General features: G+C 66.2%; 16 protein-coding genes and 2 tRNA genes. 4 read left to right on the forward strand and 14 right to left on the reverse strand.

Annotated elements, in window-relative coordinates; translation table 11 throughout:
* The 5 genes from NFC73_RS16960 to leuC form a co-directional block, all read right to left on the reverse strand.
* On the reverse strand, window positions 1–1,050 hold the full coding sequence (locus tag NFC73_RS16960; RefSeq protein ID WP_254752061.1) for an NAD(P)H-dependent glycerol-3-phosphate dehydrogenase: 1,050 nt from the start codon (window positions 1,048–1,050) through the stop codon (window positions 1–3).
* On the reverse strand, window positions 1,050–1,817 hold the full coding sequence (locus tag NFC73_RS16965) for a lysophospholipid acyltransferase family protein (protein WP_254752063.1): 768 nt from the start codon (window positions 1,815–1,817) through the stop codon (window positions 1,050–1,052). Before NFC73_RS16965 ends, NFC73_RS16960 begins: the two co-directional genes overlap by 1 nt.
* A gap of 10 nt (window positions 1,818–1,827) precedes the next feature.
* Entirely contained in the window at window positions 1,828–3,153 is a 1,326-nt protein-coding gene (gene murA / locus NFC73_RS16970; RefSeq protein ID WP_254752065.1) for a UDP-N-acetylglucosamine 1-carboxyvinyltransferase, read from the reverse strand.
* A 214-nt stretch (window positions 3,154–3,367) separates the two neighbouring features.
* A complete protein-coding gene (gene leuD / locus NFC73_RS16975; RefSeq protein WP_254752067.1) occupies window positions 3,368–3,970 on the reverse strand; it encodes a 3-isopropylmalate dehydratase small subunit in 603 nt (200 codons plus the stop codon).
* Between the two features lie 9 nt (window positions 3,971–3,979).
* Window positions 3,980–5,434, reverse strand: a complete 1,455-nt coding sequence (gene leuC, locus NFC73_RS16980) for a 3-isopropylmalate dehydratase large subunit (RefSeq protein WP_254752069.1) — start codon at window positions 5,432–5,434, stop codon at window positions 3,980–3,982.
* A gap of 113 nt (window positions 5,435–5,547) precedes the next feature.
* Here leuC and NFC73_RS16985 point away from each other — a divergent pair, with 113 nt between their 5' ends.
* Both NFC73_RS16985 and NFC73_RS16990 read left to right on the forward strand, forming a co-directional pair.
* Window positions 5,548–6,267, forward strand: coding sequence for an IclR family transcriptional regulator (locus NFC73_RS16985; RefSeq protein ID WP_104061235.1), 720 nt, complete (start codon window positions 5,548–5,550; stop codon window positions 6,265–6,267).
* 45 nt (window positions 6,268–6,312) lie between these two features.
* On the forward strand, window positions 6,313–6,852 hold the full coding sequence (locus NFC73_RS16990; RefSeq protein ID WP_254752071.1) for a DUF1697 domain-containing protein: 540 nt from the start codon (window positions 6,313–6,315) through the stop codon (window positions 6,850–6,852).
* Between the two features lie 5 nt (window positions 6,853–6,857).
* On the opposite strand, the gene NFC73_RS16995 is transcribed toward NFC73_RS16990, so the two are convergent.
* The 4 genes from NFC73_RS16995 to NFC73_RS17010 all read right to left on the reverse strand — a co-directional run bounded on the left by NFC73_RS16995 (window position 6,858) and on the right by NFC73_RS17010 (window position 10,694).
* On the reverse strand, window positions 6,858–8,474 hold the full coding sequence (locus NFC73_RS16995) for a GTPase (protein ID WP_254752073.1): 1,617 nt from the start codon (window positions 8,472–8,474) through the stop codon (window positions 6,858–6,860).
* Window positions 8,471–10,186 (reverse strand): dynamin family protein, encoded by a 1,716-nt coding sequence (locus NFC73_RS17000; RefSeq protein ID WP_254752075.1) that lies wholly within the window; start codon window positions 10,184–10,186, stop codon window positions 8,471–8,473. Before NFC73_RS17000 ends, NFC73_RS16995 begins: the two co-directional genes overlap by 4 nt.
* A 217-nt stretch (window positions 10,187–10,403) precedes the next feature.
* Window positions 10,404–10,479: transfer RNA gene (locus NFC73_RS17005), tRNA-Glu, on the reverse strand.
* A gap of 143 nt (window positions 10,480–10,622) precedes the next feature.
* Window positions 10,623–10,694, reverse strand: a tRNA-Gln gene (locus tag NFC73_RS17010).
* Between the two features lie 297 nt (window positions 10,695–10,991).
* On the opposite strand from NFC73_RS17010, the gene NFC73_RS17015 reads away from it, so the two are divergent.
* Window positions 10,992–12,386, forward strand: a complete 1,395-nt coding sequence (locus tag NFC73_RS17015) for a hypothetical protein (RefSeq protein ID WP_254752077.1) — start codon at window positions 10,992–10,994, stop codon at window positions 12,384–12,386.
* A gap of 7 nt (window positions 12,387–12,393) precedes the next feature.
* Here NFC73_RS17015 and NFC73_RS17020 read toward each other — a convergent pair whose 3' ends face one another.
* Genes NFC73_RS17020 through NFC73_RS17035 form a run of 4 tightly spaced genes read right to left on the reverse strand, consistent with a single transcriptional unit; the run spans window position 12,394 to window position 16,295 of the window.
* A complete protein-coding gene (locus NFC73_RS17020; RefSeq protein WP_254752079.1) occupies window positions 12,394–13,131 on the reverse strand; it encodes an HAD family hydrolase in 738 nt (245 codons plus the stop codon).
* Window positions 13,131–14,645 (reverse strand): glutamate--tRNA ligase, encoded by a 1,515-nt coding sequence (gene gltX, locus NFC73_RS17025; protein WP_254752081.1) that lies wholly within the window; start codon window positions 14,643–14,645, stop codon window positions 13,131–13,133. Before gltX ends, NFC73_RS17020 begins: the two co-directional genes overlap by 1 nt.
* Before the next feature lie 20 nt (window positions 14,646–14,665).
* On the reverse strand, window positions 14,666–15,442 hold the full coding sequence (locus NFC73_RS17030) for a fumarylacetoacetate hydrolase family protein (RefSeq protein WP_254752082.1): 777 nt from the start codon (window positions 15,440–15,442) through the stop codon (window positions 14,666–14,668).
* A 55-nt stretch (window positions 15,443–15,497) separates the two neighbouring features.
* On the reverse strand, window positions 15,498–16,295 hold the full coding sequence (locus NFC73_RS17035; protein WP_254752084.1) for an MBL fold metallo-hydrolase: 798 nt from the start codon (window positions 16,293–16,295) through the stop codon (window positions 15,498–15,500).
* Window positions 16,296–16,394: 99 nt separating this feature from the next.
* Here NFC73_RS17035 and NFC73_RS17040 point away from each other — a divergent pair, with 99 nt between their 5' ends.
* Window positions 16,395–16,997 (forward strand): hypothetical protein, encoded by a 603-nt coding sequence (locus NFC73_RS17040; protein ID WP_254752086.1) that lies wholly within the window; start codon window positions 16,395–16,397, stop codon window positions 16,995–16,997.
* A gap of 101 nt (window positions 16,998–17,098) precedes the next feature.
* Here NFC73_RS17040 and NFC73_RS17045 read toward each other — a convergent pair whose 3' ends face one another.
* Window positions 17,099–18,211, reverse strand: coding sequence for a branched-chain amino acid aminotransferase (locus NFC73_RS17045; protein WP_254752088.1), 1,113 nt, complete (start codon window positions 18,209–18,211; stop codon window positions 17,099–17,101).
* Window positions 18,212–18,304 lie beyond the last annotated feature (93 nt).

The following is an 18,304-nucleotide window of genomic DNA, read 5'->3' on the forward strand; positions in this document are numbered from 1 at the left end:
TCAGTAATCGCCTTCGGGTTTCAGGTCCCGGGCCAGCAACAGCGGCCCCAGTTGGTCAACGGATAGTTTGCCGGCCAGGACGGCTACGACGGCGGCAGTGATGGGCATTTCGACACCCAGTTTCCCTGCAAGCTCATGCACGGCAGGTCCGGATTTGATGCCTTCGGCGGTTTGGGTCATTTGCTGGGCCAACTGTTCGAGGGTAAGTCCCTGGCCCAGCATCCGCCCGGCCGTATGGTTTCGGGACAGCGGCGAGGAACACGTTGCCACGAGGTCCCCCAGGCCGGCCAGGCCGGCCATGGTCTGGGCCTCGCCACCGAGTGCAAGGGCGAGCCTGGACGTTTCGGCCAGGCCGCGGGTGATCACCGAGGCCTTGGTGTTGTCGCCCATCTGCTTACCTTCACAGATGCCTACCGCCAGCGCGATGACGTTCTTGACGATGCCGCCGATTTCCACACCAACCACGTCCGCCGTGGTGTAGGGACGGAAGTACGGTGCGGTGCAGCTCCTGGCAATCCAGCCTGCGGCTGCCGCGTCGGAACAGGCCACCACAGAAGCTGTGGGTTCCTCCCGGGCGATCTCCAATGCAAGGTTTGGGCCGGAGACCACGGCAATGCGGTCCTTGGGAATCCTCAGTTCGTCGCTGATGACCTCACTCATGCGGGCGTCCGTGCCGAGCTCCAGGCCCTTCATCAGGGATACCACGATGGCATCAGGGGCGATCAGCGGCTTCCATTCACGCAGCTGGAGACGCAGTGACTGGGCCGGAACTGCGAGGACCACCAGATCCGCGCCCGCCAGCACGTCACGCACGTCCGTGGACGCCGTAATGCTGGGCGGCAGCTCTGTGTCCTTCAGGTACTGGACGTTGCGGTGTGCGCTGTTGATCTGTTCCACCACTTCGCTGCGGCGGCCCCAAATCCGGATGCTCCGCGCTTCCCCTGCGGCGCCCGCCGCATCGGCGAGGATCTTGGCGAACGTCGTTCCCCAGGAACCGGCACCCAGGACGGCGACAGAGCGGGCCGAACCCTGACGTGTTCCGTCAGCCATCAGGTGGCATCCGCAGCGTCGTCAGGATTTCCGCGCTCAACGAAGCGACCATGCGTGGCTTGATTGTGCTTGGAAGGGTCCCAGCGTTCAGCGGGCGGCTCCTCCCCGCGGATGTCGGCCAGCAAACCGGTCACGGCATCCATGATCTTCTCGGTGGCCGCGGTCAGCGTTGCTTTGTCCAGGGGCAGGCCCGTGAACTGGCTGAGGTCAACGGGCTTGCCCACCATCACCCGGGATGTCCTGCGCGGGAAAAGGTGGAACCGCTTCGCATAACGCGGGAACACCTCATGGGCGCCCCAGTGCGCGATCGGCACCACGGGAATGCCGCCTTCCAAGGCAAGGCGGGCAGCGCCGGTGTGGCCCTTCATCGGCCACAGCCCAGGATCGCGGGTGAGTGTGCCCTCGGGGTAGATGATGATGGCCCCGCCGTCCGCCACAATCTCCTGGGCGAGCTGCAGCGAGCGGTTCGCCCCCGCCGTCGAGCGTTCCACCGGGATCTGCCGGGTGGCCCGCAGGACCGCACCTAGGACGGGAACCTTGAACAGCCCGGCCTTCGCCAGGAAGTGCGGGGCGCGGTTCTGGTTGTAGAGAATGTGCCCCACGATCAGCGGATCGATTTCCGTGCAATGGTTGGGCGCGGCGATAAACCCGCCGGCGGGGAGGTTCTCCAGGCCTTCCCACTTCTTGTTCATCATTGCGTTCAGCACCGTGCGCACTATGGCCGCGACCACAACAAATGTGGCCTGGCTCTTGGCCGTTTCCTTCACGTACCCACCGCTACTTCGTCGAGGTGATGTCGAAGTCGGCGCCGAGGCCGGACAGCTTTTCGGTGAAACGTTCGTAGCCGCGGTTGATGATGTCGATCCCGGTCACGCGCGACGTGCCCGAAGCGGCCAGCGCCGCGATCAGGTGGCTGAAGCCGCCACGCAGGTCCGGTACGTCGATGTCGGCCCCCTTGAGCTGGGTGGGACCGGAGATGACGGCGGAATGGAGGAAGTTGCGCTGGCCGAAGCGGCACGGCACGCTGCCCAGGCACTCGCGGTGCACCTGGATGCTGGCCCCCATCCGGATGAGCGCATCGGTGAAGCCGAACCTGTTTTCGTAGACGGTCTCGTGGACGATCGAGACGCCGTCGGCCTGGGTCAGTGCCACCACGAGTGGCTGCTGCCAGTCGGTCATAAAGCCGGGGTGCACATCCGTCTCCAGGACCAGCGGGTTGAGCTTGCCGCCGCGGTGGTAGAAGCGGATGCCGTCCTCGCCGATGTCCATGCCGCCGCCCACCTTCCGGTAGGTGTTCAGAAAGGTCATCATGTCCCGCTGCGAGGCGCCCTCGACGAAGATGTCACCGCGGGTCACCAGTGCTGCCGAAGCCCACGACGCCGATTCGTTGCGGTCCGAGAGTGCACGGTGGTTGTAGCCGCCCAGGTCCCGGACGCCTTCAATGCGGATGGTCCGGTCGGTCTGGACGCTGATGATGGCGCCCATCTTCTGCAGCACGGCGATGAGGTCAATGATCTCAGGCTCGGTGGCGGCGCCGGAAAGCTCGGTGATCCCTTCGGCGCGGGTGGCGCTGAGCAGCACCTGTTCCGTGGCGCCGACCGAAGGATACGGCAGATTGATCTTGGCGCCATGCAGGCCCTTGGGTGCGGATATGTGAATGCCGCCCGGGCGCTTTTCCACCACGGCGCCGAACTGGCGGAGCACGTTCAGGTGGTAGTCGATGGGCCGGTCACCAATCTTGCAGCCGCCAAGGTCCGGAATGAAGGCCTCACCGATCGCATGGATCAGGGGTCCGCAGAGCAGGATGGGGATCCGCGAATCACCGGCGTGGGCATCGATCGCCGTGCTGGGGGCGGTTTTGGCCGCCTTCGGATCCAGGGTGAGGTCACCGCTGAGGGGATCCTTGACCACCGTCACTCCGTGCAGCTGCAGGAGCGAGGTGACAACCTCGACGTCCTTGATTTCCGGAACGTTCCGCAACACCGACGGCTCGTTGCCCAGCAGTGCTGCCACCATGGCCTTGGGAACAAGGTTTTTGGCGCCCCGGACGCTGACGCGGCCTGTAAGCGGGACTCCGCCGCGGATTGTCAGAACACTACTCATATACCGGTTTCCTTACGATTACTCGCCCCAAAATCCTTGCAAAGGCTCCAGCTAAGCATAGGAGGTTGCGTTACCGAACCGAAATACGGCGTGCCCGGCGCGGTCGTTTTCCGCCGTCGTGCCCGTTAACGACGGAGGCAACGCGGGGTCACTCCACGCCCGATAATTCGACTTTATCGGCCCTTATGTGACCCCGCGTTGCCTTAGCTGGCGCTTAGGACAGCCGGGCCGGAAGCGTTGTGGGCATAAAGTCCGGACGGGTGGCCTCGAAGGCAGTGATGTCCTCTTCGTGCTGGAGTGTCAGGCCGATATCGTCCAGGCCCTCCAGGAGGCGCCAGCGCGTGTAATCGTCGATTTCGAAGGGTGCCACGATGGTGCCGCAGGTGACAGTCTTGGAGACGAGGTCAACGGTGACTTCGGTGCCGGGAGCGTTCTCGAGCTCTTTCCAGATCAGCTCGATGTCGTCCTGGGCGAGCTCAGCGGCCAGCAGACCCTGCTTGCCGGAGTTGCCGCGGAAAATATCAGCGAACCGGGACGACAGCACGGTTTTGAAGCCGTAGTCCTTCAGCGCCCAGACGGCATGTTCACGGGACGAACCGGTGCCGAAATCCGGGCCTGCCACCAGGACGGAGCCGGCGTTGAACGGCGCCTGGTTCAGGATGAAGGCCGGGTCCTTGCGCCAGGCGGAGAACAGTGCGTCCTCGAAGCCGGTGCGGGTGATCCGCTTGAGGTAGACCGCGGGGATGATCTGGTCCGTGTCAACGTTGCTCTGGCGCAGCGGCACGCCGACGCCGGTGTGGGTGGTGAACTTTTCCATGGCGGCCTCCTAGGCTGCGTTGGTGCGGATGGCGGCGGACTCGGGAGCCGGATCGAGGTCCGACGGCGAACTCAGGGTGCCACGGACGGCTGTGGCCGCCGCCACCACCGGCGATACCAGGTGGGTCCGGCCGCCCTTGCCCTGGCGGCCTTCGAAGTTACGGTTGGAGGTCGAAGCGCAACGCTCCCCCACCTCCAGCTGGTCCGGGTTCATGCCCAGGCACATCGAGCAGCCGGCGAAGCGCCACTCGGCGCCGAAGTCCTTGAAGACCTTGTCCAGGCCTTCGGCCTCTGCTTCCAGCCGCACGCGGGCCGAACCGGGTACCACGAGCATCCGGATGTTGGGGTCCTTCTGGCGCCCCCGGATGATGTCCGCAGCAGCCCGGAGGTCCTCCATGCGCGAGTTCGTGCAGGAGCCCAGGAAGACCGTGTCCACTCGGATGTCTTTCATGGGCGTACCGGCGGTCAGTCCCATGTACTGCAGTGCGCGTTCGGCGGCGGCCTTGGCGTTTTCGTCGCCGAAGTCCTCCGGGGACGGCACCTTGGCCGAAAGCGAAACACCCTGCCCCGGGTTGGTGCCCCAGGTGACGAACGGCTCCAGCGTGTCGGCGTCCAGGGCCACCTCGACGTCGAACGTGGCGTCGTCGTCGGTCCTGAGCGTGTTCCAGTACTCGACGGCGGCATCCCAGTCGGCGCCCTGTGGCGCGTGCGGGCGGCCAAACATGTAGTCGTAGGTGACCTGGTCCGGGGCCACCAGGCCGGCGCGGGCACCGGCTTCGATGGACATGTTGCAGATGGTCATGCGGGCTTCCATGGACAGCGCGCGGATGGCGGAACCGCGGTATTCCAAGACGTAGCCCTGGCCTCCGCCGGTGCCGATCTTGGCAATCACGGCCAGGATGATGTCCTTGGCGGTAACGCCCGGGCGCAGCGTGCCTTCGACGTTGATGGCCATGGTCTTGAACGGCTTCAGGGACAGCGTCTGGGTGGCCATGACGTGCTCCACTTCGGACGTGCCGATGCCCATGGCCAGGGCACCGAACGCGCCGTGGGTGGACGTGTGGGAGTCGCCGCAGACGACGGTCATGCCAGGCTGCGTGAGGCCAAGCTGCGGGCCGACCACGTGCACAATGCCCTGTTCCGCGTCGCCGAGCGAATGCAGGCGGACGCCGAACTCCGCGCAGTTGTTGCGCAGCGTCTGGATCTGTGTGCGGCTGGTGAGGTCGGCAATGGGCTTGTGGATGTCCAGCGTGGGAGTGTTGTGGTCCTCCGTGGCGATGGTGAGGTCCGGGCGGCGCAGCCTGCGGCCGGCCAGGCGCAGACCTTCAAAGGCCTGCGGGGACGTCACCTCATGGACAAGGTGAAGGTCAATGAAGAGGAGGTCGGGCTGGGCGTTGGCTCCTTCGCCGTCACCTTTGCGCACCACGTGCGCGTCCCAGACTTTCTCGGCCAATGTCTTTGCCACGGCCTTCTCCCTTCACTGCTGTTTGGCTGTTTGGTTCCACTGAACCAGCAGGGCTGCATTTTGTGCCAGCCCAAAGATTTGCATCTCAGATAATGAGACGGCAATATCATTACATGGACAATTCTAGTGGAGTCGGCGTCATTGATAAAGCGGCCCATGTGCTTGATGCCTTGGAGGCCGGACCCACCACGCTGGCACAGCTGGTGGCCGCCACGGGCCTGGCCCGGCCGACCGTACACAGGCTCGCCCTCGCCCTGATCCATCACCGGCTTGTAAGCCGCGACATCCAGGGCCGGTTTGTCCTCGGCAGCCGCCTGGTGGAGCTCGCCTCCGCCGCCGGTGAGGACCGCCTCATCGCCTCTGCCGGGCCGGTCCTGATGCAGCTGCGCGACGCCACCGGCGAAAGCTCCCAGATCTTCCGCCGCCAGGGCGAATGGCGTATTTGCGTCGCCTCCGCGGAACGCCCCATCGGCCTGCGCGACACCATCCCCGTCGGCACCAAGCTCTCCATGAAGGCCGGCTCCGCCGCGCAGGTGCTGCTCGCCTGGGAAGACCACGACCGGCTTCTCGAGGGCCTGCAGGCCGCCCGTTTCACGCCCACCGTGCTGGCAGGCGTACGACGGCGGGGCTGGGGACAGAGCCTCGGCGAACGCGAGCCCGGGGTCGCCTCAGTCTCGGCACCGGTCCGGGGACCGTCCGGACGCGTGATCGCCGCGGTTTCGATCTCCGGCCCCATCGAGCGGCTCACCCGCCAGCCGGGCCGCCTGCACGCCGAGGTGGTCTGCAACGCCGCCCGGCTCCTCACCGAGGCGCTGCGCAAGAGCAACGACTGAAGGCTCGCCTCCGTCCAGGCCTGGCTGCCCGGCTAGGCTGTCGGCATGAACAGCTACGCAGTCTTCCTCCGCGGGATAAATGTCGGCGGGATCAACATCAAGATGGCGGACCTCAAGGCTGCGCTTGCATCGCAGGGGTTCGCGGAAGTGAAGACACTGCTGGCCAGCGGCAACGTGGTGCTTGCCAGCGACGAGGATCCTGCCGCGGTCAAGCGGACGCTTGAAAAGTGCCTGCGAGACGCGTTCGGCTACGACGCCTGGGTGGTTGTCCTGACGGCACAGCGCGTCTCCGAACTGGTGGCGGCCTGCCCGTATCCGTCGGACGACAAGGCAACGCACACCTACATCACGCTGGCATCGGACACCGCGATGCTTGATGAGCTTGACGCCGCCGGCGCAGGCTTTGAAGGTACCCAGCAGAAGCGCCTCGGCCCGGAGGCGTTGGCCTGGCTGGCTCCGGCCGGCGGGACGTTGGACAGCCCGTTCAGCAAGATTTCGTCCAAGGCCAGGTTCAAGGCAACCACTACCACCCGGAACCTGCGGACGCTGATCAAGGTCAGGGACGCCGCAGCCGCCATGGCCTAGGAACCCTAGTTTCCGCCCGCAGCCTTCAGCGCCTTATTGAACGCAGCGAGCCTGCTGACCTCAATTTCAACCGGCTCCACTACAAAGTCTCGGGCAACCTCGCCCACCGCTGCCCGCAGCCGTTTCCTGGCCCGGGATGCGCGCGCCCTCGCGGCTCCTGAGCCAATGAATTTTCCAGTCAGCGCCAGGAAGATCCCCAACACCACACCGCCGCCGACCAACAGCGTCGGCACCGGCCAGCCCTCCACCTTGGAAACCTCGGGCACGGGCAGCTGGAGATAGCCGAGCCCGGCCAGCACACCCAGCCAGCCGAGGCCGCCCAGGACCGTCAGAAGCGCGAGCCACTGGGCCACGTTGAACACGCCCCACCACCAGGACTTCCGGGACGCCATCAGGTCCGTGCCTGCGATGGCCTGGTCCAGGGCATCCGGCAACGCCTCCCGCCCCTCCCGGGCGGCACCCCTGATCGCGGCACGCCACGGTCCGGGTGCGCCCGCACTCGCCGCGTCCGCAAACTCACGGACAGCAGCATCTGTCCGGGCGCGTTCCGGGGCGCCCGCCGCCGGGAGCGAGGTCCGGTTAAGCTGGGACGGGGAAGAACTTCTCAGGTTGAGCCGGCGGAGCGGATCAGGCCGGAACCGCAACAGCCACCGCGTCACCGGCCACCCAGTGCGGCGCGTCGACTCGATGCGGTAGGACCGCGCAACTGCGTCCACCACCACGGGCACGTTGGCGGCCGTTGCCAGCTCATCGGTGAGCCGGGATTTCGACGCCGGCCTGACACCGGCGGCTTCCCCGGTGCCGGCGGCTTCCCGGAGTTGCCCGGAGGCCCGTGAAACGTCAGCGGCCAGCCGCTGTGAAAGTGCCTGGCGCTGTACCACAACATGTCGGATGGCGCCCCGGACGTTGTCCACGCCGGTGCCCTTCAGGGCGGATGCGCCCAGGACCTGGACCTTGCCCAGCCCGTCGCGGGCAAGGATCCCTTTCAAGGACTCCAGCACAGGCTGCACGTCCCGTTCGGGCAAGCGGTCCACCTGGTTGAGGACCACCAGGGTCACGGCGCCATGCGCGGCCAGGGGCGCCAGGAAATCGTTGTGGACTGCCGCATCGGCGTACTTTTGCGGATCCAGGACCCAGACCAGGACATCAACCAGGCCAACCATGCGCTCCACGATCGCGCGGTTCGCGGCCCTGGTGGAGTCGAAGTCCGGCAGGTCCAGCAGGATCAGCCCCGTGCCCTCGTCGGCGAAGCCGGTCACGGGCTCGGCATGGTGGCGGTTGCGCAACTCAAGCCAGTCCAGCAGCGGCTCGCTGCCGTCCGCTCCCCAGACACCTGCCAAAGGTTCCGACGTTGTGGGCCGGCGGGCGGCCGCCGTCGCGATTTCAGCGCCGCTGACCGCGTTGAAGAGTGACGATTTTCCGCTGCCGGTGGCACCGAAGAACCCAACAACAGTGTGATCAGCCGACAGTGACCGCCGGGAGCTCGCGCGTTCGAGGAGCTGGAACACCTCGTCAAGTGCCGCATCCGGCAAGACGCCTTCGGCGAGTTCGCGGGCATCGTTGAGTGCTTCGAGCCTGCGGTCCAGCTGTGACGCCTCACGGGCTACGCTGTGGCGGCTCATGCCTTGTCCGCCAGCCGGGCCAGGGCAGCGGCGTGGCCTGTCAGGATCCGGCCGGTGTCCGCGCCGCCCTCCGGCAGGCGTTGGAGGAATTTCTGCTGCTCCGCCTGCAGCAGCCGCTGGCAACGGGCATGGAGGTCATCCCGCGCAGTCTTCGCAAGCCGGCGGACCGCGTCTTCGCCGAACACTGCCTCGAGCAGTTTCTGCCCGACGACGGCGGTACCGCCCGCCACGCCGATCTCCAGCCCGGTGAGGCCGGCGGTCATGGAAAACACCACGATCATCAGCGCGGCACCCAGTCCGTTGATCCCGAAGGAAAGCCATCTCGCCTGCGTGCGCTTGCCTTGCCCCTCCGTGCGAATCAGTTCCATCAGGCCGGTCTGCCAGGCCCGGATCTCCGCCGCAGCCACCTCGGCAAAGCCTGGGCTGGTGCCGGACAGATCGTCCGTCCCCAGGAGCTCGCGGCCGGCCGGGTCCGAGCGCCAACGCCGGTCAGTCTCTTCGCCGGCGTTGGCGGCCTCGTCCAGGATGACGGCCTGCAACCCCGTTTCGATGGCGGCCTCGACGCGTACGGCCGGCGTCGGCTCGCCCCGGAAGAAGGCTCCCACGCGGTCCCGCAGCCGTCCGATGTTCTGTTCCAGCGCCCGGAAGAATTCCCCTGTACCGACGAAATCCTGCCAGCGCGCCAGGACTTCCCCGCGGAGGAGGGCGCCGTCCTTTGTTGCGTCCAGGATCCGGGTTCCGGCATCGCGGTAGGCGGCCTCAGCGCCTGCACGGAGCGCGTCCGCGACACGCTCCTGCCCCTGGACCGCGTGCGCCACCGCACCGACCCGCCCGGACAGCGCCTTCACCGTCCCGTTGAGGGTACGGCGGGCAATTTCGGACCGCCCAGCGGCGTCGGCAGCAAGTTCCTGCAGCCAGCTCCGCAGCGGCTCCACGGCGCTCGTTGGCAGCATGCCGAGATGGTCCAGGTCCGTCTCCGGCACAATGAACAGTCCGGCATCGCCGAGGCCTTCCTGCCGCAGCAACGCGCGGAGATCGGCGCTGACTTCGGCTTCCGCCTCCGCCGGCACGCGATCCAGGACCACGGCCACCATGATGTCCCGCGAGGACGCGTCCAGGAGCAGCTTCCAGGGGACCGCGTCTGCGTAGCGGTTGGCAGTGGTCACGAAAACCCAGAGGTCCGCGGCGGCCAGCAATTGACCGGCCAGCCTGCGGTTGTCGTCGGAAATCGAGTCGACGTCGGGTGCGTCCAGCAGCGCGATCCCCTGCGGAACAGCCTCGTCCGCCACCAGCACCAGGGAGGAAATGGCCTCCGCATCGGGTGTTGCGCCGGCCCGGCTGGCCGGGACGGGGTCCGTGGATACTGTGCCACGGATCCGGTTGAGTGTGGGCAGCACACGGTGGCCTTCGAACCAGCCGGCATCAGCCGGGTGGTGCAGCAGAATGGGCTGCCGGGTGGTGGGCCTGATGGCTCCGGAGCGGGTGACCGGGTGCCCCACCAGGGCGTTAACCAGGGTTGATTTGCCGGCACCTGTGGAACCTCCGACGACGGCAAGCAGCGGGGCGTCCAGGCTGCGGTACCGCGGCAGGATGTAATCGTCCAGCTGCGCAACGGCGTTCCGAGTGTCCTGGCGCGCCTGTTCGACGTCCGCAAGGGCGAGCGGCAACGACACGGCGGACAGATCCCCACGCACGGCCTCCAGCAAGGCCACGGCCGGCCCCGACGCCGCGTCGGGCCGGCCCGGCTGCGTTCTCGGTGCGCGCTTAGGCGGCGGAGGCTGCGTGGGACGAAGCCCGTCTGAGGAGGTCACAGGATCATCATGCCAGTTGCGCCGGCTTTTCCACCGGGCCCCGGTTTGGTCCTATTAGACCGCAGCGCAGCCTCCAAAACGAAAAAACGGCCCCGGGCTGATGCCCGGGACCGTTCATTGGTGACCCCAGCGGGATTCGAACCCGCGTTACCGCCGTGAGAGGGCAGCGTACTAGGCCGCTATACGATGGGGCCGTGTACTTCCAGGAAGTTTTCACTTCCAACCGGCTCCAGGCCGGTTTGCTAAGTGAGTATTTCATACACTCAGCGCGCGTTTCAAATCGGCGGACCGATCCGAAACCACTGATTTGCCGCGGTTAGCCTGCGACCAAACAGAGCTGGGATACCAGGACTCGAACCTAGAATGACGGTACCAGAAACCGTAGTGTTGCCAATTACACCATATCCCAATGATACTTTCGGGCCGGAGTTTCGGGCTTCAAGCCCTGCTCCGTGCGCCTCAGCACGAGAAATTACTCTACCCGAGACTTTGGGCTGGCACAAATCGGCACCGAAGGCCCAAAGCGTGAACCCCTTGCCAGATCACCGGGAATAAGTTTACTCTCGGTAAGTTACCCGAGAGTAACCACCCTCTGCCTCTGCTGCAGGCCCTTCGGAGTGTCGTTTTTCGTCCGGACTGCCGCCCCTGGTCCAGGTGGGTGGCCGGCAGAATTCACACTGCCGGCAAACCGTCGAGAGGACCCACCGTGACACAAAGTCGTGCCGCCGCGCCCACCACGACCCGAACCCGGGCACAGCAGCTTGCCATCGCCGTCCTGGCCCTGATGCTGATCGCCTTGCTTGGGTTTTACACCCTGGTCACCGGCAGGATCACTGATGGATCAGCCAAGCTGATGGACGGTGCGGGCCAGGCCTCGGCCGGCGCTGAGCAGCTCAAGGACGGCGCCGGTCAGCTGGCGGCCGGCGCGGGCCTGGCCGACACCGGCGCCGGCAAGCTCTCCTCCGGCGCCGACAAAGTCTCCCAGGGTGTCAGCGGGAAGCTGGCCCCGGGCGCTGAAAAACTGCAGTCCGGTGCAACCCAGCTCGCCGCCGGCGCTGTCAAGATCGAAAATGACGTCAACAACAAGCTCGCGCCGGGCGTGTACAAAGTGGACGACGGCGCCCGAAAGCTCGCCGCAGGAGCCACCCAGCTGGCCGCGGCACTGACGCCTTCGGCCGCCGGTAAGGCCCAGGACAACCTGGCGGACGGCGCGACTGCGCTGGATGCGGGTGCGGCCCGCCTGGCCTCCGGAACCGGCGAGCTGGCCGCCGGAACGGCCCAGCTGAAGGGCTACCGGGGAGCGAACAACTCCCCCGAGGCAGGCACCGGCACGGCAGCATTGGCGCAGGCCCTTGAGCTGCTGGAGGCGGCGGCGGCGGACCCGCTTCAGGGGCTGGTGCCGCTGTCCGTGGTCAAGGACAAGATCGCCAAGATCACCGCTGGAGCCCATAGGCTCGACGCCGGGGCGCAGCAACTGCAGGCTGGCGCGGGGAAGCTCAATGAAGGAGCGGCACAGTTGCACACGGGAACAGGGCGCCTCACCGCCGGCTTCGCCACGCTGGGTGAAAAGCTCAACAGCCGTGATCCCAACAACCCTGGCGTTGTGCTGGGTACCGAACTGCTGGCCGCCGGAACTGCCCAGATCCGCACCGGCATGGACGGCGTGCCTGGCAATGCCGACCGTCCGGGCCTGATCAAAGCCGTCGCCAAGATCACGGAGGGCAGCTCACGGCTGGCGGATGGCACGGTGGCGTTGAATGCCGGGATCAAGGGCGATCCGGCCGATCCGTCAAACCCCGGCCTGCTCCACGGCTCCCAGGCACTGGCTGCGGGCGCTTCGGAGCTGGCCACGGGCAACACCAAGCTGGCCTCGGGATCGACAGAGCTGGCGACCGGTGCCGAGAAACTTGCTGATGGCAATGCCCGGATTGCGGATGGCACGGACACCCTGTATAGCAGCGCAGCGGCCATCTCGCCCACCAGTATGGTGGGGAAGTCGGATACCGCCGTCGCCCTCTGCCTGGTTGCTGTGCTGGTGCTCGGATCCGTGGGCATCTACCTGGTGCTGTGGAACAGGCGAAGGCTGCAGCCTGCGGAGTAGGCGGCCGTTAGCCCAGCAGCTGTGACAGCGAGGTGATCTGGTGACCGGTGAAATCCGGCGCAGGCTCCCCCACCCTGTTGAGCCAGACGCCTATCAGGCCCGCCGCCGTCGAACCGTCTGCATCCAGCATTCTGTTGTCCCCCACATAGAGGGTCTCCTCCGGTGCGGTCCCCAACAGGCGGACGCCTTCGAGGTAGATGGCCGGCTCAGGCTTGGCAACGCCTACCGTGTCCGTGCCAACCAGGCGCGTGACGCGTGCAAGACCAGCGCCGTCGAGCTTGGCCCGCTGGTAGTCGTGCACATTGTTGCTCACGGCACCATAGGGAATCCCTGCCGCGTCCAGGACGTCCAGGAGCGGCAGCACGTCCGCGAAGGCCCGCACATAACTGGGCTGCAGGTGGCTGTAGGCAGCGAGCCACCCGTGCGCTTCTTCGCCGTCGGCAAGATGCACTCCGAAGTGCCCCAGGGCCGCGCGTCCCCGCAGGAGGCGCTGGTCGTTGAAGGTCAGCTCCCCCGCCAGGTACCGGTCGTAGTAGTGCGTGGTCTCGTGCGTGAAGATCCTGCCGAAACGCTCCCACCCGGTCTGGTCCAGACCGGGGAGGAGGTGCTCGCTGACCTCACGCAGGGCGGTGGTCATGGCGTATTCGAGGTCCACCAGGGTGTCGTCGATGTCGAAGAGGACGCCTCGGATGGACCCGAAGCGTTTGCTCAGGACTCCCTCAGCCGCGGTGCCGGTGGTGGACATCAGCCGCGGAAGGTGCGGAGCCGGCTCAGGGACGATTCCTTGCCCAGGATCACCATGGATTCGAAGAGCGGCGGCGAGATCCGGCGCCCGGAGATGGCCGTACGGACAGGGCCGAAGGCCAGCCGCGGCTTCAGCCCAAGGTCCTCCACGAGCGCCTGCTTCAGCGCGGTCTGGATCTCTTCAGCGTTCCAGTCCTGAACAGCATCCAGCGCACCGAGGGCGGCGTCGAGGACTTCGGTCAGGTTGGTGGGCAGTCCCTTGCGGGCGTCGTCTGCGATGTCGATCGCGTCGTCGGCCTTGAACAGGAAGGCGAGCATTTCCGGGGCCTCCCCCAGCAGGGTGATCCGCTCCTGGACGAGGGGTGCGGCCTCGGTGAGGATCTCTTCCTCCCGGTCCGTGAGGATCTCCCCGACCAGGTCCGCGGCCCTGAGGTACGGCACCAGGCGCGCACGGAAATCAGCCGTCTCAAGCATCCGGACGTGCGTGCCGTTGATCGCTTCTGCCTTCTTCAGGTCAAAGCGTGCCGGGTTGGCCAGCACATCGTGGATGTCGAAGTGCTCCACGAGCTGCTTGACAGTGAAGATGTCCTCGTCGGCGCTCAGGGACCAGCCCAGGAGGGACAGGTAGTTCAGCAGGCCTTCGGGAATGAAGCCGCGTTCGCGGTGCAGGAAAAGGCTGGCTTCTGGGTCGCGCTTGGAGAGCTTCTTGTTGCCCTGGCCCATGACGTAGGGAAGGTGGCCGAACTCCGGCATGTACTCGGCCACGCCGATGGCGTAGAGGGCACGGTACAGGGCGATCTGGCGGGGCGTGGAGCTGAGCAGGTCTTCGCCGCGCAGCACGTGGGTGATTCCCATCAGTGCGTCATCCACCGGGTTGACCAGCGTGTACAACGGCGCCCCGTTGGCACGGACCACCGCGAAGTCCGGCACGGATCCGGCCTTGAACGTGATCTCGCCGCGGACGAGGTCCTTGAAGGTGAGGTCCTCGTCCGGCATCCGCAGGCGCAGCACGGCCTGGCGGCCTTCTGCCTTGTACTGGGCCAGCTGTTCCTCGGTGATGTGACGGTCAAACCCGTCATAACCCAGCTTGGGGTCGCGGGAAGCCGCACGGTGCCGGGCTTCGATTTCAGCCGGTGTGGAGTAGGACTCGTAAATGTGGCCGCCGGCCTTCAGCCGGGTGATGACATCCTGGTAGACGTCGCTGCGCTGGGACTGGCGGTACGGCTCGTGCGGTCCGCCCACCTCGACACCTTCGTCCCAGGTGATGCCCAGCCACTTCAGCGCATCCAGCAGCTGGTGGTAGCTTTCCTCGCTGTCCCGCGCCGAGTCCGTGTCCTCGATGCGGAAGACCAGGGTTCCCTTGGTGTGCCGCGCATAGGCCCAGTTAAACAGCGCCGTCCGGATCAGGCCCACGTGCGGGGTGCCCGTGGGTGAGGGGCAGAACCGCACCCGGACCGGGGTTTCGGCAGTGACGGACGGGATGGCGGCAGGGTTCAGCGCGGAGGCAGTAGTCATAGTGGTTCCAACTTTACCCGTCAGCGGCGGACCACCGGGTTGGACAGGCGGCCGATGCCCTCGATCTCCACGTCGTAGCGGTCCCCCGCGGTGACGAGGTCGACGCCGGCCGGAGTGCCGGTCATGATGACGTCCCCGGGGAGCAGGGTGAAGGCCTGGGACACGATGGAGACGATTTCCCGGACGCCGCGGATCATCTGGCTCGTGCTGCCGTCCTGACGCAGTTCGCCGTTGAGCCAGCCCTTGATGGCCAGGTCTTCGGTATCCAGCTCGGTCTCGATCCACGGTCCGAGCGGTGCCGACGTGTCGAATCCCTTGGCCCTGGCCCACTGCAGGTCCGTTTTCTGGACATCGCGGGCGGTGAGGTCGTTGCCGCAGGTGTAGCCGAAGATGACGTCGTCGACGCGGTCTTCCGGGACGTCCTTGCAGATACGGCCTATGACCACACACAGTTCGGCCTCGAACGAAACCTCGTCTGAGAATTCCGGCAGCACAATGGGGTCGCCGGGGCCGATGACAGAGGTGTTCGGCTTCAGGAACAGGAGCGGCTGCTGCGGGACCTCATTACCCAGCTCGGCGGCGTGCTCGGCGAAGTTGCGGCCCACGCCGATCACCTTGCTGCGGGGAATGATCGGGGCCAGGAGCCGGACGTCTTCAAGCTTGTGCTTGACGTGGGTGCGCTCCACCCCGTTGAAGAAGGGGTCACCGTTAATGACAGTGACTTCCTCACTGCCGGGCTCACCTTCAACAACGCCGTAGAGGGGATCAGAATCGACTACAAATCTGGCAATACGCATGGTGGCTAGCCTACCGTCTTGAGCGGCGGCACCTGCCCTGCGTCACGCCATATTGTCAGACGCCGGCGAGCCCACGGAGGTAGTCAAGCTGCGCGGCCACCGACATTTCGGCTGCCCGCCGGACGGCTGGTTCGACGTCGGCATACACGGCGTCTGCCACGTCCGCCACCGTCGCGTCCCCGCCGAGCCGGAGCAGCGCCCCGCGGATCTGCGCCAGCCGCTCGTGCCGGTGCTCGCGGTAGGCGCGGGTGATGGCCTCCAGGGAGGGCAGCACCGGGCCGTGCGCCGGCAGGACGGTGGCCTGGCCAAGGGCTTCGAGCCGGTCCAGTGACTCGAGGTAGTCCCCCAGCCTGCCGTCCGGGTAGTCCAGCATGGTGGTCCCGCGGCCCAGGATGGTGTCGCCGGTCAGCACTGAGCCGTGCGGGCCGTCGTCGGGAAGGTGGAAGCAGACGGAATCCGACGTGTGGCCCGGCGTAGCTAGGACCTGGACCGCCACTCCTGCCGCCTGGATGGTTTCACCGTCCTGCAGTGGCTCGCCGCCGCCGTGGCAGTGCCGGGGATCTGCGGCGCGGACCGGGGCGCCGGTGAGCTCATGGAGCCGCTGGGAGCCTGCCGTGTGGTCGGCGTGCCGGTGCGTCACGAGAATGAGTTCCACGGAACCCAGATCCGCGAGGCGGCGAAGGTGGCCCTCGTCCGCCGGACCCGGATCCACCACCATGGATGTACTGGCGCCAGGGGCGGAGACGACGTACGAATTGGTGCCGTCCAGGCTCATCGGCCCGGGGTTGGGTGCCAGGAAGAAAGCCGTCAGTGGGCTGGCAGCGACTGGAAGGCCGCTCAAGGTGGAGTTCACTGCACCATCTTCGCATCAGGCCGGCACGGAATAACCGCACCCCCGGGGCGGGTTATGGCTGGTGAACCCACCGCCCAGAGAGAGCAGCCAGGCACCACCATGAGCACTTCACCCACCATCTCATTGTCCGAACTGTTGTCCGGCGCGGACGCCGCGGGACACGACCATGCACTGACGGAGAAGAACAGCGGCCTGCAGCACATCCACAACCACGCGACCGGGGCCATCGTCTGGTTTCCCACGTGGCCGAAGTTCCGTGAGACCAACGACTGGCGCGAGGCGGTGGACGGTGTCGCCGAGGATTTCCGGTCACATATCGAAGACATCGACGAATGGGCGGCCACTTTCCTGGCTGAAGATCTGGCCATACTCCTGGAGCGCGCTGCTGCCTCCGGCGACGCGAACGTTTTTGTCCAGGACAATCTCACGCACCACCTGACGCGGACCTGGGCTATTGCCGACGCCGTCGCCGAGGCAACAGGGAAGGACCTGCCCACCGGAGGCACCAAACAGACCATCTTTGCTGACTATCCCTATGACGTTTACGCCCCGGACGGCGGTGCCTTCGCCACTGCACTCTGGAACGACATCATCGATGCCCGCCGCAACCGCGCCCTGGCCGACGAAGCGGCGCGGAAGGCCCTGAAGCCGGTCTCGCGCAAGGCCCTGAAGAACGCGGCCCGGAAGGCCGCCCGCCGCTGAGGGTGCCTTGCAACAGCAACGCGGGGTCACTTAACGCCCATTCCGATGGAGATATCGGGCGATAAGTGACCCCGCGTTGCGGTGGCCAGTGTTGCGGAGGCTTAGGCCAGGCGGGTCAGCCAGCCGTGGGTGTCCGGCACGGTTCCGGTCTGGATGCCCAGGAGCTGTTCGCGGATGGCCATGGTGGTCTCTCCCGCCTTCGCGTCCTCGGAGCCGATGAATTCGGTGGTGTCCTTCAGGACACCGATCGGGGTGATCACCGCAGCGGTGCCGCAGGCGAAGACCTCGGCGATCTCACCGGAGGCCACGCCGTCGCGCCATTCATCAAGGGTGATCTTGCGCTCCGTCACCTTACGGCCCATGTCCTTGGCAACCTGGATAACTGACATCCTGGTGATTCCTTCCAGGATGGTTCCGGTGAGTGCAGGAGTCACGAGAGATCCGTCCTTCATCACAAAGAACACGTTCATGCCGCCGAGCTCTTCGACGGCGTTGTCGTTGAACTGGTCCAGGAAGAGGACCTGCTTGCAGCCGTTGGCCTCAGCCTCCTGCTGGGCGATGAGGGAGGCTGCGTAGTTGCCCCCGCACTTGGCGTCGCCTGTGCCACCGCGCCCGGCGCGGGCATACTCCCGCGAGATCCAGATGGACACGGGCTTGAGTTCGCCGCCGAAGTAGTTGCCGGCGGGCGATGCGATCACCCGGAAGGACACTTCCCGCGCTGCCCGGACACCCAGGAACGCCTCGGTGGCGATCATGAACGGGCGCAGGTACAGGGCCTCGCCGTCACCGGCGGGAACCCATTCCTTGTCCGCCTGCACCAGTTCCCGGATGGCGCCCAGGAAGTACTCCTCGGGCAGTTCCGGAAGCGCAAGACGTCGTGCCGACTTGTTCAGGCGGGCCGCATTCGCCTCCGGACGGAAGGTCCAGATTGAGCCGTCAGCGTGGCGGTATGCCTTGAGGCCTTCGAAGATCTCCTGGCCGTAGTGCAGCACCGCGGCAGACGGGTCCAGGGAGATGGGTCCGTAGGCCTCAACGCGCGGGTTGTGCCAGCCACCCTCGCCTTGCTCGTCCACGCTGTAGTCGACGACGGCGGTGTGGTCGGTGAAGTAGTTGCCAAATCCCGGGTTCGCCAGGATGGCTGCACGCTCTTCAGCTGACTTCGGGGTTGCCGAGAGCTGCTGGTTAAATTCGACGCCATGGGCGGTCTGAGTCATGGTTCCTCCACGATCGGCTGCCTTCTGAATGTGGTTCAGCACTGAACCGCAGGGCAGCATTTGGTGATTCGAAACTAGCTTACGCCGCTTAAC

The organism is Pseudarthrobacter humi (genome assembly GCF_024294965.1).
Taxonomy (GTDB): Bacteria; Actinomycetota; Actinomycetes; order Actinomycetales; family Micrococcaceae; genus Arthrobacter; species Arthrobacter humi.